The sequence below is a fragment of the Pseudomonas sp. R1-7 genome (genome assembly GCF_051132105.1).
Lineage (GTDB): Bacteria > Pseudomonadota > Gammaproteobacteria > Pseudomonadales > Pseudomonadaceae > Aquipseudomonas.
Map to the genome: position 1 here is coordinate 2394377 of NZ_CP071661.1, position 14496 is coordinate 2408872.

A 14496-nucleotide genomic window follows, 5' to 3' on the forward strand; every position below is an offset into this window, starting at 1 on the left:
CTCGACATGCATGCGTTATTTGTACTGGGTGACTTGCGGGCGAAGCTGGTCAAGCTGTTCCAGTCACGTTTTGTCTATATCACCGAGCAGACCGCCGAAGGCATCTATGTTGCCGAGATCGATACCGAGTCGGCACTGGTGGTCGATGACAAACCCCGACTTGAACTGAAGGTTGGCGACCATTTCCGGGCGGCAGTATTGCCCAGCCGGGAGGGTGGCAAATTCGAAATCAGGTTTCGTGACATCAAGCTGACGGTCTATGGCATTGGCGACTACGCGTTCGTCACGACGGCCGATGGCCAAGCCATCCTCTTCAAGGAAGGGCACAGCGTGGTGACAGTATTTGCCGCCAACCAACAGTTGCAGGAAGGTTTGACCAAGACATTGAAAGCGGTCACTGGCAAGGCGGCCAAATGGCGCAAGGGTGAACTAGTGACATTCAAGGCAAGTGAGTAAAAGGCCTGTCGTCATTCGATAATGGTGAATCGGATCGATCGCCTCTGGTCTTTCGTACTCGTAACAGTTTTAAAACGCGCCTGCTGGAACCTTGGCTACAGTCAACTGACTGAACTAATCAGAGGCTTGCGTTCGCTTCGCAACGCCGTTCGGTTATTGCTGTGTCCGGCATGAGGTATCAAGCATGAAACGAGTTCGACAGTGGCTGGCTGCCTGGGCCACCCTCGCTGTGTTGGTTTCACCACTCCCGGCATCCGCGGCATCGACGCCGATCCATTTTGCCGACCTGAACTGGGAAAGCGGCAGCCTGATTACCGACATCCTGCGGATCATCGTCGAAAAGGGCTACGGGTTACCCACCGACACGTTGCCGGGTACTACCATCACCCTGGAAACCGCCTTGGCTAACAACGATATCCAGGTGATCGGTGAGGAATGGGCCGGTCGCAGCCCGGTTTGGGTCAAGGCTGAGGCTGAAGGCAAGGTGGTTGCACTGGGCGACACGGTCAAAGGGGCGACCGAAGGTTGGTGGGTGCCGGAATACGTGATCAAGGGCGACCCGGCCAAGGGCATCAAGCCCCTGGCGCCGGACTTGCGCAGCGTCGAGGACTTGGCGCGCTACAAGCACGTGTTCAAGGATCCGGAAAGCCCCGGCAAGGGACGTTTCCTCAACAGCCCCATCGGCTGGACGTCCGAAGTGGTCAACAAGCAGAAGCTCAAGGCCTACGGTCTTTCCGATAGCTATGTGAATTTTCGCAGTGGTTCAGGCGCCGCCCTCGATGCGGAGATCACGTCTTCGATTCGTCGTGGCAAGCCGATCCTTTTCTATTACTGGTCGCCGACACCGCTGCTCGGGCGTTTCAAGCTGGTGCAATTGCAGGAGCCGCCCTTTGATGCCGAGGCCTGGAAGACCCTGACCGATGCCGACAACCCCAACCCCAAGCCAACGCGGTCCCTGGCGTCGAAGCTGTCGATTGGTGTGTCCGCACCGTTCCAGAAACAGCATCCGGACATTGCCGAGTTCTTCAGCAAGGTCGATTTGCCGATCGATCCGCTGAACAAGGCCCTGGCCGACATGAGCGAGAAACGAACGCCGTCCCGCGAAGCCGCCGAAGCCTTTCTCAAGGCCCATCCCGAGGTCTGGCAGGCCTGGTTGCCCAAGGACGTCGCCGACAAGGTGGCAGCGGGGCTGTAGGGCGTTGGAGGCCAGTCCGTTGAACAATTGATCCTGGGCAAGTCGTCATTCGCCGGAAACGGGCAATGTGTGCCCGTCCAGCGAAATGCCAAATTCCAGCTAGGATGATTGTTCAACCTTTTTCAGGAGGCTGGCGAATGACGCTTGTATTGGCTCGGTCGCTGGTCGCGGTGTTTGCGACCATCAGCATGATTCATTTGTATTGGGCCCTGGGCGGGCGGTGGGCGGCGCAGGCGGTCGTGCCGCAAGTGCCGGTGAAGCAGGGCGGCACACTGCGGCCGGCGTTCAACCCGTCGGGATGGCTGACGCTGCTGGTCGCCCTCGCGCTGTTGATGATTGCGCTGCTGGTGTGCCTGCGGGTCGGCCTGATATCACCGCCCGTCACCCACCGCGCCTTGCAATGGCTGATCAGCGCGATTGCCTTGCTGATGTTCGCCCGGGCTATCGGCGAGTCGAACCTGGTGGGCTTCTTCAAGGAGGTCAAGGGCTCGACATTCGCCCGCCTCGACACTTGGGTCTATTCGCCGTTGTGCGTGGTGCTGGGGGCGGGGTTGTTGACGGTGGCGTGGGCTTGAGCGCGTGCAGATAACTGCAAGCTCCCCCGCCACAATAATGCCTGGCTGAGGCTTCTTCTAATCTTCGGGGCCGGTCCTGCGACTGCTCACCTCCGCCGGCACATCGTCACCCGCCATGCGCTTGCGAAACAACGCCGCCCGGGCCAGCAGCAGGGTGGTGACCGGCACCGTGATGGACAGCAGGATCGGGATCAGCCAGGCATGCAATACCGGGCCGGACTTTAGCGCCGAAAAATAGACGATTGACGCCAGCGCCACGCACCAGGCCCCCAGCGTCGAAGCCAGGGCTGGAGGGTGCATGCGCTGGAAGTAATCTTTCAACCGCACCAGCCCGATCGCGCCGACCAGGGCGAACAGGCTGCCCAATACCAGCAGGATCGCCACTGGAATTTCGATCCACATCGACAACTCTCCAGTCATTCGATCACCTCCCCACGCAACAGGAACTTGGCCAGGGCAAACGAGCCGACAAAACCGAACAGGGCGATCAAGAGCGCCGCCTCGAAATACGTGTCGCTGGCATAACGGATGCCCAGCACCAGCATCATCAGCATCGCGACGATATACAGGTAATCCAGGGCCAGGACCCGATCCTGCGCCGAGGGGCCCTTGAACAGCCGCACTAACGTCAGGACCATCGCCAGCGAGAACAGGAACAGGCTCAGCAGGATCGCATTGGACAGCAGCGGGCTCATTCGAAAATCTCCATCAACGGACGCTCGTAAGTGGCCTTGAAATGATCGATGAACACCGCTTCGTCCTCCAGATCGAATACGTGCACCAACAAGATGCTGCGGTCCAGCGCCAACTCCGACCAGACCGTCCCTGGAATCACCGTAGTGATCATCGAGAGCACCGCCAGGCCGTTGGCATCGTGCAGGTCCAGCGGCACCTTGACGAACCGCGAGCGAGGCGGGCGGCGTCCAGCGTCGAGTACGCGCCAGGCGACGGCCAGGTTGGACACAAGCACATCGCGGCCCACCAGCAGGAACAGCCGCAGCATGACCCACGGCCGACGGATACGGATCGGCCGTGGCCGCAGCGGACGCATCATCAAGGGCGCGAGAAAACCCAGCGCCGCGCCCAACAGCAGATGACCGGCGCTGAGCGACAGGTTCAGCAACAGCCAGAGCAACCACAACGCCAGGGACAGCCAGGGGGCGGGAAACAGATGCCTGATCATGGTTGCACCGCCTTCAGGTCGGCGCTGGCTTGAGGGTTGGGGACGGCGCGGGTGGCAAGCACCGTCATCACATAATGTTCAGGCGTGTTCAGCGCATCGGCGACGGATTGGGTGTAGCGCAGCAGGGGTTCGGCCTTGAAGGTCAGGACGATCCCCAGCCCCAGCAGCGCAATGATCGGCAGGCATTCGAACGGTCGCAGCAGCGGTGACGGCCTTTCCTGCGGGGTCCAGAAGCGCTGGATGCCCAAGCGCGAGAAGGCGATCAACGAGGCGAGCCCGGACAGGATCAACAAAGCCAACAGGCCCCAGGCCTTATTGGACACCGCGACATCACCGCTCGACCCGAGCCCCTCGGGGTTGAGCAATGCACTGAGCAGGCTCAGTTTGCCGATGAATCCCGACAGCGGGGGCATGCCGACAATCAACAGCGCACAGGCAATGAAGCTCAGGCCCAGGAAGGCCATGGTCCAGGGGATCACCTGGCCGACTACCGCCTTCTGTTCGTCATCGAGATTGATGCCCTTGGGTGGTTGCAGCGATTCCAGCGGTCGCGGCAGTGTGTCGAGGTCATCGTCCAGCGGCAGTTCGTTGGCCGAGCGTGAACGCTCGATCAGCTCGGCCAGCAAGAACAATGCACATAGCGCCAGGGTCGAACTCACCAGGTAAAACAGCGCCGCGCCTATCAGGTTGGGTTGGGCGAAACCGATGGCCGACAACAGGATGCCGGCCGATACCAGGATGCTCAGGCTGGCCATGCGTTCGAGGCGCTGGGCCGCCAGAATTGCGATGGCGGCGCAGGCGATGGTCGCCATGCCGCCGTAGACCAGCCAATCGCCGCCAAAATACGCCGACGCGCCGGCCTGCCCGGAGAACAGCAAGGTCCACAGGCGCAGGATCGTATAGACGCCCACTTTGGTCATGATGGCAAACAACGCCGCCACCGGGGCGCTGGCGGAGCTGTAGGCCGGAACCAGCCAGAAATTCAGCGGCCACATGCCGGCCTTGGCCAGGAACGCCACCGCGAGAATGCCTGCGCCGGCGTGCAGCAGGCCCCGGTCGGCTTCCGGCACCAGCGGGATTTTCAGGGCCAGGTCGGCCATGTTCAAGGTACCGGTGACGCCATAGATCAGCGCCGCGCCGATCAGGAACAACGACGAAGCCAGCAGATTGATGGAAATGTAATGCAGGCCCGACGACACCCGCGCCCGACCCGATCCGTGCAGCATCAGGCCATAGGACGCGGCCAGCAGCACCTCGAAAAACACGAACAGATTAAACAGGTCCGCCGTCAGGAACGCCCCGTACAGGCCCATCAACTGGATCTGGAACAACGCGTGAAAACTCGCCCCTGCCCGGTCCCACCGGGCCATGGCGAACAGCAGGGCGCAGGCGCCGATGATGCCGGTCAGTACCAGCATCAGGGCCGACAGGCGATCGACCACCAGCACGATGCCGAACGGCGCCTGCCAATTGCCTGGCAGGTACACGCCGATGGACGCGGGTAAAGGTTGGTCCTGGGTCCAGGCCAGCAACAGCACGGCGATGCCTAGCCCCAACAATGTGGAAAACAGGTTGATCCGCGCCTTGAGCGGACGGTGTTTCTCGCCGAGCATCAGCATCAACGCGGCGGTCAGCAGCGGCAGCAGGATGGGCGCGGCGATCAAGTGAGGCGTCAACATCATTCCTTGGGCTCCCGGCCGTCCACATGGTCGGTGCCGGTCAGCCCACGGGACGCGAGCAAGACCACCAGGAACAGCGCGGTCATGGCGAAGCTGATCACAATGGCGGTCAACACCAAAGCCTGGGGCAGCGGATCGGTGTAGTGCAACAAGTCCTGGGGCACGCCGTTCTTGATGATCGGCTCCTTGCCGATGAACAGGCTGCCCATGCTGAAGATAAACAGGTTGACGCCATAAGACAGCAGGCACAGGCCCATCACCACTTGGAACGTCCGTGGTCGCAGCACCAACCAGACGCCGGAGGCGGCCAATACGCCGATTGCAATCGCGATGACTTCTTCCATCAGGCGTTGGCTCCTTTGAGGGGGGGGACGGGTTTGGCGTGCAGGCCCGGCTTATGGGCCCGAACGGACTGGTGGGCAAGGGCGGTGAGAATCAGCAGGGTGGAGCCGACGACCACGGCGTAGACGCCGATGTCGAAGAACAGCGCGCTCGCTACATGGATGTCACCCAGCAGCGGCAATTCGAAATGCCAGGTATGGGTGGTCAGGAACGGATAACCCACCGCCATCGCCCCGAGCCCGGTAGCGGTAGCGCACAACAACCCGGTGCCCATCCAGCGCAGCGGCCGCAGGCTCATCTGCGCTTCGACCCATTGGGTGCCGGCGACCATGTATTGCAGGATGAACGCTACCGACATCACCAGTCCGGCGACGAAGCCACCGCCGGGTTGGTTGTGGCCGCGCATGAACAGGTAGAACGACACCACGAGGGCGATTGGCAGCAGCAAGCGCACCAGCACCGAGGGCACCATCATGAAACCCAATGCGGTATCGCTGGCGTGGCGAGGGTTGACCAGGTCGGTGACCACGTCCGGCGCGAGCAGGCGCTGTTGCGCCGGCAGTTGAATGCTTTCTTTCGGCGGGCGGAAACGCCGTAGCAGGGCGAACACCGCCAAGGCCACCGCCACCAGCACGGTGATTTCCCCGAGGGTGTCGAAGCCCCGGAAATCCACCAGCATCACGTTCACCACGTTGCTGCCGCCGCCTTCGGGCAGGGCCCGGCTCAGGTAGAACGATGAAATGTCGTTGGGCGTCTGGCGCGTCAGCATCGCATAAGACAACAACGCCATGCCGCCGCCCACCGCGACGGACAACAACAAGTCCCGCAAACGGCGGATGCGCGCGCGGCGTTCGCTATTGGGCAGCGGCGACACGTCTTCGATTCGCCGTGGCAGCCAACGCAGGCCCAAGAGGATCAGCACCGTGGTGACGACTTCCACGACCAGTTGCGTCAAAGCCAGGTCCGGAGCCGAGAACCAGACGAAAGTCACGCAGGTCATCAGGCCGCAGACACTGACCATCGTAAGCGCCGCAAGTCGGTGATATTTGGCCTGCCAGGCCGCGCCCAAGGCACAGGCAATGGCCAGCACCCACAGCGTGACGAACACCACCGAGCCGGGGATTTTCGGCCGGTCGCCCCAGGTCAGCGAACTGTTGAGCATCGGAATCAGCCCGGCCACTACCGCTGCCAATACCAGCCAGAACAGCTGGGCCTGCAGGCGTCGCGTGCTGATCTTGCGCTCCAGTCGGCGGCCCTGGCGCATCATCAGCACCAGGCAGCGCTCGAACAAACGCTTGCCGCTGAGGCGACCGACCAAAGGCGGGCGCTTGATGTGGCCTTGCTTGAATTGTTTGCGCAATAGCAGGTACAGGACGATCCCACCCGACATTGCCACAAGGCTCATGATCATCGGCGCGTTCAGGCCATGCCAGATCGCCAGGCTGTACTCGGGCAGCGGACCGCCCACCACGGGCAGCGCGGCGGCGGCCAACAACGCGCCCACCACTTGGGCGGGGAAAATGCCCACCAGCAGGCAAGTGAACACCAACAGCTCAACCGGTGCGCGCATCCAACGCGGCGGTTCATGGGGCGTGTGGGGCAGGTCGCTGGCGGTGGGGCCGAAAAACACATCGACGGTAAAACGCAGGGAATAGGCGACGCTGAACGTACCGGCGATGGTGGCAATGATCGGCAGCGCCAGCTCGACCCAGGCCGTGGCGGAGATGAACACGGTCTCGGCGAAGAACATTTCCTTGGACAGGAACCCATTGAGCAGCGGCACCCCGGCCATGGCCGCGCTGGCGACCATGGCCAGGGTCGCTGTGAACGGGATCAGCCGCACCAGGCCGCTGAGCTTGCGGATGTCCCGTGTGCCACTTTCGTGGTCAATGATCCCGGCGGCCATGAACAGCGAGGCCTTGAACGTAGCGTGGTTGAGAATGTGAAACACCGCCGCCACCGCTGCGAGAGGACTGTTCAGGCCCAGTAGCAAGGTGATGAGCCCGAGGTGGCTGATGGTGGAATAGGCAAGAAGGCCCTTGAGGTCGTTCTGGAACATCGCGCAATAAGCGCCGAGCACCAAAGTGCAAGCCCCCGCGCCGCCGACGATATAGAACCATTCTTCGCTGCCCGACAATGACGGCCACAACCGCGCGAGCAGGAACACGCCGGCCTTGACCATCGTCGCCGAGTGCAGGTACGCCGAGACTGGCGTGGGCGCCGCCATGGCGTGGGGCAGCCAGAAATGGAAAGGAAACTGGGCGCTTTTGCTCAAGGCGCCGATCAGGATCAGCGGGAGCAGGATGGGATAGAGGGCATGGTCACGGATCAGGTTACCGGCGGCCAGGACCTTGTCCAGGTCATAGCTGCCCACGACATGGCCGAGCAGCATCACCCCGGCCAACAGGCACAGGCCGCCGGCACCGGTCACCATCAACGCCATATAGGCACCGCGCCGGGCGTCGGCGCGGTGATGCCAATAACCGATCAGCAGGAACGAGAACAGGCTGGTCAGCTCCCAGAAAAACACCATCTGGATCAGGTTGCCGGAAATCACCAGGCCGAGCATGGCGCCCATGAACGCCAGGAAAAACGCGAAGAAACGTGGCACCGGATCGTCCGGCGACATGTAGTAGCGGGCGTACAACGACACCAGCGTGCCGATGCCCAGCACCAGCAGCGAAAACAGCCAGGCGAAACCGTCCAGGCGCAGGACGAAGTTCAGGCCCAGGCTGGGCAGCCAGTCATAGTGTTCGCGAATCACGCCGCCATCGGCGATCTGCGGATACCACAACGCCACCTGAACCGTGCCGGCCAGGGCCACGAGACCGGCCAGCAGTGATTCGGCGTTACGGGCGTTATGCGGCAACAGCGCCGCGACACAGCTGCCGATGAAGGGCAAAAGCAATAGAACTATCAGTGACATAGGTTTCTATTCGGCAAAGGTTGTCCGGGATCATACGTGGCGTATTCCCGATCACCAACCGCGAGGGTGTCGCAGAATCCTACAAGTTAGACGGATTTTTCCTGTTTTGGGTTGTTTCGGTGATTGACGGGTAGTCGCGGTTGGTCGCGGATGTCGAAGCGTTCTTAGCTCAAAAACGGAAACCGGGTGCGGTACCTATCTACCGCACTCGAGCATCGCTCCATCGCCATGCTGCGCCATACAGAAAAGGAGAACTGTATGGCAAAGGAAACATCAGGAGATGGATCGGACGGCTCGGTCGTCATCAGGCCGGGACGTCCTTCATCCGGCGGCGGTTCCGGAGGCGGCTATGGCGGCGGCTTCGGGGGGAACCGCGTCGGCGCGACAGGCGGCCCGAAGCGTTCAGCCAAGGGAATTAAAAAGAGGCAGCAAGCGACGCTCAAACGCCAGGCCGAGGAAGCGAAAGCCGCCGCAAAAGCGAAGGCTGACGCTGCGAACGCCAAGGTCGCTGCCGCCGCGGCGGCTCAGGAACAGGCGCGTTTACTGGCACGCCAGCAGTTGTTGGCGACCATGGTGCAGCGCCACACCACCACCCGGGCCGAGGTGGATCGAAACTTCGCGAGCAAACGATCACAACTCGACGCCGCGCTGCAAAAGGACATCTCGGCCGCAAAACGACCGCCCGCCTCGAACTCAACCGAGCGCTGGCAGCTTTACACCATCACCAAGGAAAAAAATGAGATCGACGGGTTGATCGCCCGCAAGTCTCAAGAACTCAACGCGAAGAATCTCGCCGCCGGTGTCTTTGACGGACAGGATCCGCTGTCCCGTTCGGTGGATGACTATCGCGCGCGACTGGATCAATTCGGTGCCGCGCTGGATGAAGGTCACCGTCTCTGGGAACAGGCTTACATTGCGGCCCAAGAGGCTCGGTTGCTTTCCGAGCAAATCAAGGCCTTGAGGGAAAAATCCGACGCCCTGGCCAGGCACCATGCCGAGCAAACTATCGTTTGGCGTGAGCGGGAAGCCGGCTGGGAGCGCCAGCGCCAATACGCTGAGCAACGGGCCGAGCGCATCCGTTTCAAGCAGCAGGTTGACGAAAGCATTCGGCATCAGCGGTTCCGGCAGGCCCACACCCTGAGCGTGCCCGCCTCTTCATTGACAGCGGGCGGGATGGTGTTGAGTCAGGGGACCGTGTTTGTACCCCGGCAAGACACGGCGGTATTGGACAAGGCTGTCCAGTCGGCCGTGGGGATGCTCGGTGAGTTAAAGAGCGTTGCCTTGAAGGGGCCAGGTTTATTTATCTCGCTGGCGACACACACCACCCCTCTGGGCAACGGAGAACTTACTGTCGAGCAACGTCGGCGACTGTTTCAAGGCGTTGGCGTACCGGCCCTGGCACTGGGTCTGGCGGACGAGCAACGGTTGAGGTCAGTTGCCGATGCAGGTGGCTCGGTAGAAATGCCGCACCGGCTCAAACCCGAAACCGTATCCGAAGGCACCACGATTCACGTCGCCAATACCGGCGGGGCAATCAGTGCTCAGGTTCCGGTCATCAATGCAGTCCTGGACCCTCTGACCGGCCTCTATAACGCCGAAATTCCTGGCGTTGTAACCCGGCAACTACAGTTCGCCACTGACGCGGTCCCACACACCGCCCCGACACGCCCGCCAGAGCTGATGCTCATGGCGCCACGAGTCGAGACCCTTCCGGCGGGCGCCGACCTGCGCATTCAAGACTGCATCGTTTGCGTGCCCGGCCTGCCGCCGACCTATTTCTCATTCGATTTGCCACCCCTGGGCTCGGGCATCGTCGCGGGCGCTGGCAAGCCAGCTGCGAATGATTGGTGGAGCACCGCAAGCCAGCCCCAGGGCGCGGCCATTCCCGAGCAGGTTGGCCATCAGATGCGGGCGCAGGAGATCAAGTCATTCAACGCCTTTGACCAGGCGTTATGGCGCACGCTCGCCGAGCATCCTGCCCTGTGGGCAAACACAGACGGGATCAACCAGAAACGCATCGAACGCGGCTTTGCGCCCTATGCGCCGAAAAGCACATGGGTCGGTGAGCGCCGAGAATTCGAACTGCGTTACCAGGAGCGGGCAGAACTGGGCGAAAACCCGTTCAACCTCGACCGCATCAGCATCACCACGCCAGACAGCCCGCTTGGCAGGCCGGGCATCGTACCGGTGGTCATCCCCTGGCCGGCGCCCCCCATCGGCCACGGCACCCGAACGCCTCTGGTTCCGCCGGGCATCGAGCAGCTCGGCCCGACAACACTGCCGGTCACGCCACCGCTTTCGCAGGAATATCCCGGCAACCCCGTAATCCCCGTCCTACCGGAAAACGAGACGTTTCCGGCTGTTGATCCGGTGCTGGCCGGTGCGAGTATTCCCGGGTACCCGGCGGATATGGAGTTGCCCTCGCCAGGGTTAGTGTTTGTCGGGCCTCCGGTGGAACCGTTGGAGGTGGGGCCGTATAACGAACTCAGTGGTCGAAGCAGAGGGGATGGGTTGGATATTGACCATATTCCGTCGAGGAAAGCGCTGGAGGCCTATATTCGTAGGAATTTTGAAGCTTGGGACTACGACACGATTTCGGATCTCATCCGAAGGGCTCCAAGCATCGCAATTCCTTCTGGAGTTCATCAAAAATTTAGTGAGACCTACGGTGGTCGCAATAATCTCGATAGGCGCATAAAAGATGCTACAGATCTGGAAGCCGCGGTGAGCAACAATTTCGCTGCACTCAAGCCGGGCCTTATCGAGTCAGGGTTTTCGGAGGCTGAGCTAAATGCAGCTCAGAAATCACTACATGACCTTCATAAAAAACAAGGATGGTATTAATGAAAAAAGTTGAGCTTGAAGAGCTTATTGAAAGTATTGGAAGTAGTCATGATACCTTGATAAGTCGGGGGCTCCTGCCGGATTGGCCGTTGAGTGAAATGTATGAAGGTCGGGATCGGTTGGGGTTTAAGCCAGAACTTGGTATCAATATGGACTTCTGGCGAGAGACGAAAAAGCTTGAAACCCTTTTCATTACGCTCAGAAAAACCACACCTTCAACATCTGCATATCAGGGCGAGCTTCCCGCCCCCTATGTTCGGGAGATGACACAAGCTGATGTGCACGCGATTTTTGGCGAGCCGATGGCATCAAAAGGTCCCATTAAAATGCCGCTACCGATCGGGCAGACCGGAGGGTGGGAGTCCTACCAACTGGATCCAGAGCGGTATTTTGGTAAAAAGGTTGTATTTCAATATGGCGTTGATATGAAAGTAAATACCTTGGTTTTTACCTTGCTAGATACAGGTCACTCTTGAGGTAACTTAGCTTGTATGGATAAGGGAGAACTTATCCGGCCGACCAGGACTGACCAAAGAGAGTCGTCATATTTGAGATAGCTGATCGTCCCTCTGCCTCCGTAAGATTGGACGTTTTCGGCTGTTGGCGAAGGGAAGGGCGGTTCCAGTATTCCCGGGTACCCGGCGGATATGGAGTTGCCCTCGCCGGATGCGCTGTTTTATGACCGGCGGGATGACCCCGGGATGGCCCTCGGCTTTGGGCAGCCAGTTTCAGGCATTTGGTTGGGGGAGGCGGCGAGAACAACTGGGGCGGCGATTCCTGATCGGATTGCGGATCAGTTGAGGGGGAGGAAGTTTGCGAATTTCCATCGGTTCAGGGAGGCGTTTTGGAGGGCGGTGGCGGCGGATGAAGAGTTAAGTCAGCAATTTAATAGTTCGAATCTAGTAAAAATGCGAAATGGCGTCGCCCCTCGAGCAATCACGTCTGAGGTTATTGGCGGGCGAGGGACCTTTGAACTTCATCATCACATCAGGGTTACGGATGGCGGAGACGTGTACGGCATGGATAATCTCTTTGTGCTGACGCCTCGACGTCATATAAAACTTCATGGAGCTAAGAACAATGATTAGCTTGAAAGAGAGTATTGAGGATTACACTGAGGCTGAATTTTTGTCATTTCTTGAAGAGTTTTTCGATAACAAAACGATGCTGCAAGGGAGCGCGCTCGGCGAATATTGGGATTTGCTTGTCGAGCACTTTGAGCAAGTCACACAGCATCCAGCAAAGTCCGATGTAATTTACTATCCAAAAGAGGGTCAAGAGGACAGTCCCGCCGGCATCCTGAAAGAAGTCAAGGAATGGCGAGCCCGCAATAACAAACCCGGCTTCAAGCCGGAATAAGTCAGCCTAGGAACGCATCTGCTCAATCCGCCGCGAGCAGGTGCGTCATCAAGGACGGCCGCTTAAACAAGGAAGAACAAAGATGGAACTTAAACCCAAACTCCAGGACTACACCGAGTCCGAGTTTCAAGCGCTTGTCGACAAGATCTGGAACGTCGAAGCCAGCAAAGAAGATCATGACCGGCTTATCAATCACTTTGATCGCATTGTCGGTCATCCCAGTGGTGCGGACCTGTTGTTTTACCCGGAGGATACCTCCAATTTACATTCCCCAGGCGCAGTCACCTTCCACCTCAAGCATTGGTATCACCTGAAGAGACTCATTCCTTTCAAAGACGGTGTGCTTCCAGCGCCGTTCACGTCGGTCAACGGGTCGAGCCTCATTGGATACGCCACGGCGAGAGCCAAGCACGAACTTGCGAACGCTCAGCGAGTGGCTACGGACATCGCCTCTGCGGAGCAAACGGTCGATTCAGCGTTCTCTCTGCTTCAAAGCGCTATCCAGCATCTGCCACTCCAACAGCATTCGAACGCGACGTTGGAGGCACTGGAAAAAGGCATCCGCCGGATCGAGCATGCGCAGCACGAGGTGCTGATGGCGGTTCGTGCATTCGAAGGCAGGAAAATGCGCGTCGAGTTCGACAAAGACGCGGCACAGCGAAATCTTACCTACAGCCAGGCGGACAGGCCGCTCTGGCAAGCCAATTTGCAGCAGGCCACTGCCAACCAGGCTCATTATCTGGCGCGTCTGTCCTCCAACTCCCAGCGCCATGCCGAACTCCACACCAACGCCGAAGCCTTGGTTGATCGTGCCTGGCAGCAATGGGTGCGCCTACGGACCCCCGACCGATACTCAAGCGTGTTTCGCCTGTCTGTCGCCGCTAACATGGGACGTCCGGATCTGTTGATCAGCGACGCACAGCCATTGGTGCCGGTACAACGAGTGGACTTGCAGAAGACCCTCCGTTCGGCAGTCGCGGAGTTCAGTTGGTCATTGATTGACGGAGCGCACAAACATCCAGAGCAATACGCCAGCGTTCTGAGCTTCGGGTTCGCCAGCCGAGCCAAGGCCGTGCGTTTCGGCTTCTGCGCTGCGTTGACCGAGCTCTCGCTGATCGATCCCGATTGGCAGGTACTTGCCGCCCAGCGTGGCAACGTGGAGTTACCGCTGCGAATGAGCACCACAACGGTTGCCGTGAAACCCGGCAGCCTGTCGTATGGGTTAAAAGCAATACGCGAGCTTTTCGAGATATATATCACTCCCTGCACCGGTTTTTTGCCCGGGAAGGTGCGCGTCAGGCCGGCCGTCTGGCATGAGGACGCGCGGGTCTATCGTTTTACAACGGATGGCCCGCAGCCCGACATGATCGAGTGGACGTACCCCAGTGGCCTGGAGGCGCCAACGGCATCAAAGCAGGACAGGCTCGATTCCACGGGGTTTGTCCGGTCGTCACCGGTGCCGGAATTGGCCTCGTTCGACTCCATCGAAGAGGTGCGATTCGATGACTATGTCGTGGTGTTCCCGCCGGATTCCGGCCTGGAGCCTGTTTATGTGTTATTCAATGACCGTCGGGATTGTCCGGGTGTCGTGAGCGGAGAAGGGCACGCGGAGGCTGACGACTGGCAAACACAAGCCTTGAGCAGCCAGGGCGCTTCGGTCCCCGCATCGGTCGCCGACGCATTGCGCGGGCAAGCCTTCGAGCGTTTCGATTTGTTCAAGCGTGCATTTTGGAGGGCCGTTGCGGCCGTACCGACGTTGAACGCGCAATTCAACATCGACAACAGGGCGTTGCTACTCAGCGGTTTGGCGCCCCGCTGCGAGTTGCCTGAAGACAATCGTGCGCTGCGCATTCTGCACCGCGTCGACGTCACGCAGGGCGGTGACGTTTACGATCTCGAGAACCTGATTATTCAATTTTGAAATCCGAGGGCTTGGG

Annotated in this window: 14 protein-coding genes; 8 read left to right on the top strand and 6 right to left on the bottom strand. The window is 59.9% G+C overall.

The window, feature by feature from the left end:
* Nucleotides 1–6 precede the first annotated feature (6 nt).
* The 3 genes from J3P79_RS10870 to J3P79_RS10880 all read left to right on the top strand — a co-directional run bounded on the left by J3P79_RS10870 (nucleotide 7) and on the right by J3P79_RS10880 (nucleotide 2226).
* The gene (locus J3P79_RS10870; protein ID WP_434610359.1) at nucleotides 7–456 is read left to right on the top strand and encodes a hypothetical protein; all 450 of its coding nucleotides are present in this window, start codon (nucleotides 7–9) and stop codon (nucleotides 454–456) included.
* 184 nt (nucleotides 457–640) lie between these two features.
* Complete coding sequence (locus J3P79_RS10875) at nucleotides 641–1651, top strand: ABC transporter substrate-binding protein (protein ID WP_039593021.1); 1011 nt, start codon at nucleotides 641–643, stop codon at nucleotides 1649–1651.
* A gap of 137 nt (nucleotides 1652–1788) precedes the next feature.
* The gene (locus tag J3P79_RS10880) at nucleotides 1789–2226 is read left to right on the top strand and encodes a DUF3995 domain-containing protein (RefSeq protein ID WP_434610361.1); all 438 of its coding nucleotides are present in this window, start codon (nucleotides 1789–1791) and stop codon (nucleotides 2224–2226) included.
* Nucleotides 2227–2283: 57 nt separating this feature from the next.
* Here J3P79_RS10880 and J3P79_RS10885 read toward each other — a convergent pair whose 3' ends face one another.
* From J3P79_RS10885 to J3P79_RS10910, 6 genes are read right to left on the bottom strand one after another with little or no spacing between them, the layout of a single operon-like run.
* Nucleotides 2284–2646: a Na+/H+ antiporter subunit G gene (locus J3P79_RS10885; protein WP_434610363.1), complete on the bottom strand. Its 363-nt coding sequence runs from the start codon at nucleotides 2644–2646 to the stop codon at nucleotides 2284–2286.
* Nucleotides 2643–2921, bottom strand: coding sequence for a K+/H+ antiporter subunit F (locus J3P79_RS10890; protein WP_045155731.1), 279 nt, complete (start codon nucleotides 2919–2921; stop codon nucleotides 2643–2645). The genes J3P79_RS10885 and J3P79_RS10890 overlap by 4 nt, the downstream gene beginning before the upstream one ends.
* Complete coding sequence (locus J3P79_RS10895) at nucleotides 2918–3406, bottom strand: Na+/H+ antiporter subunit E (protein WP_434611429.1); 489 nt, start codon at nucleotides 3404–3406, stop codon at nucleotides 2918–2920. The genes J3P79_RS10890 and J3P79_RS10895 overlap by 4 nt, the downstream gene beginning before the upstream one ends.
* On the bottom strand, nucleotides 3406–5091 hold the full coding sequence (locus tag J3P79_RS10900; protein ID WP_434610366.1) for a monovalent cation/H+ antiporter subunit D: 1686 nt from the start codon (nucleotides 5089–5091) through the stop codon (nucleotides 3406–3408). Before J3P79_RS10900 ends, J3P79_RS10895 begins: the two co-directional genes overlap by 1 nt.
* Complete coding sequence (locus J3P79_RS10905) at nucleotides 5088–5432, bottom strand: Na+/H+ antiporter subunit C (protein ID WP_038579788.1); 345 nt, start codon at nucleotides 5430–5432, stop codon at nucleotides 5088–5090. The genes J3P79_RS10900 and J3P79_RS10905 overlap by 4 nt, the downstream gene beginning before the upstream one ends.
* Nucleotides 5432–8356, bottom strand: coding sequence for a monovalent cation/H+ antiporter subunit A (locus tag J3P79_RS10910; RefSeq protein WP_434610368.1), 2925 nt, complete (start codon nucleotides 8354–8356; stop codon nucleotides 5432–5434). Before J3P79_RS10910 ends, J3P79_RS10905 begins: the two co-directional genes overlap by 1 nt.
* Before the next feature lie 258 nt (nucleotides 8357–8614).
* Here J3P79_RS10910 and J3P79_RS10915 point away from each other — a divergent pair, with 258 nt between their 5' ends.
* The 5 genes from J3P79_RS10915 to J3P79_RS10935 all read left to right on the top strand — a co-directional run bounded on the left by J3P79_RS10915 (nucleotide 8615) and on the right by J3P79_RS10935 (nucleotide 14480).
* Nucleotides 8615–11200, top strand: coding sequence for an S-type pyocin domain-containing protein (locus tag J3P79_RS10915; protein ID WP_434610370.1), 2586 nt, complete (start codon nucleotides 8615–8617; stop codon nucleotides 11198–11200).
* Nucleotides 11200–11676, top strand: a complete 477-nt coding sequence (locus J3P79_RS10920) for a DUF6392 family protein (protein WP_434610372.1) — start codon at nucleotides 11200–11202, stop codon at nucleotides 11674–11676. The genes J3P79_RS10915 and J3P79_RS10920 overlap by 1 nt, the downstream gene beginning before the upstream one ends.
* 171 nt (nucleotides 11677–11847) lie before the next feature.
* The gene (locus J3P79_RS10925) at nucleotides 11848–12288 is read left to right on the top strand and encodes an HNH endonuclease signature motif containing protein (RefSeq protein ID WP_434610374.1); all 441 of its coding nucleotides are present in this window, start codon (nucleotides 11848–11850) and stop codon (nucleotides 12286–12288) included.
* Complete coding sequence (locus J3P79_RS10930) at nucleotides 12281–12559, top strand: bacteriocin immunity protein (protein ID WP_434610376.1); 279 nt, start codon at nucleotides 12281–12283, stop codon at nucleotides 12557–12559. Before J3P79_RS10925 ends, J3P79_RS10930 begins: the two co-directional genes overlap by 8 nt.
* A gap of 82 nt (nucleotides 12560–12641) precedes the next feature.
* Complete coding sequence (locus tag J3P79_RS10935; protein ID WP_434610378.1) at nucleotides 12642–14480, top strand: bacteriocin immunity protein; 1839 nt, start codon at nucleotides 12642–12644, stop codon at nucleotides 14478–14480.
* Nucleotides 14481–14496 lie beyond the last annotated feature (16 nt).

What these genes read in the sequence shown, in the direction of transcription:
- J3P79_RS10870 (WP_434610359.1), top strand. Translation starts at nt 7, where the DNA reads ATGCATGCGTTATTTGTACTGGGTGACTTGCGGGCGAAGCTGGTCAAG.
- J3P79_RS10875 (WP_039593021.1), top strand. Translation starts at nt 641, where the DNA reads ATGAAACGAGTTCGACAGTGGCTGGCTGCCTGGGCCACCCTCGCTGTG.
- J3P79_RS10880 (WP_434610361.1), top strand. Translation starts at nt 1,789, where the DNA reads ATGACGCTTGTATTGGCTCGGTCGCTGGTCGCGGTGTTTGCGACCATC.
- J3P79_RS10885 (WP_434610363.1), bottom strand. Translation starts at nt 2,646, where the DNA reads ATGACTGGAGAGTTGTCGATGTGGATCGAAATTCCAGTGGCGATCCTG.
- J3P79_RS10890 (WP_045155731.1), bottom strand. Translation starts at nt 2,921, where the DNA reads ATGAGCCCGCTGCTGTCCAATGCGATCCTGCTGAGCCTGTTCCTGTTC.
- J3P79_RS10900 (WP_434610366.1), bottom strand. Translation starts at nt 5,091, where the DNA reads ATGATGTTGACGCCTCACTTGATCGCCGCGCCCATCCTGCTGCCGCTG.
- J3P79_RS10905 (WP_038579788.1), bottom strand. Translation starts at nt 5,432, where the DNA reads ATGGAAGAAGTCATCGCGATTGCAATCGGCGTATTGGCCGCCTCCGGC.
- J3P79_RS10910 (WP_434610368.1), bottom strand. Translation starts at nt 8,356, where the DNA reads ATGTCACTGATAGTTCTATTGCTTTTGCCCTTCATCGGCAGCTGTGTC.
- J3P79_RS10915 (WP_434610370.1), top strand. Translation starts at nt 8,615, where the DNA reads ATGGCAAAGGAAACATCAGGAGATGGATCGGACGGCTCGGTCGTCATC.
- J3P79_RS10920 (WP_434610372.1), top strand. Translation starts at nt 11,200, where the DNA reads ATGAAAAAAGTTGAGCTTGAAGAGCTTATTGAAAGTATTGGAAGTAGT.
- J3P79_RS10925 (WP_434610374.1), top strand. Translation starts at nt 11,848, where the DNA reads ATGGAGTTGCCCTCGCCGGATGCGCTGTTTTATGACCGGCGGGATGAC.
- J3P79_RS10930 (WP_434610376.1), top strand. Translation starts at nt 12,281, where the DNA reads ATGATTAGCTTGAAAGAGAGTATTGAGGATTACACTGAGGCTGAATTT.
- J3P79_RS10935 (WP_434610378.1), top strand. Translation starts at nt 12,642, where the DNA reads ATGGAACTTAAACCCAAACTCCAGGACTACACCGAGTCCGAGTTTCAA.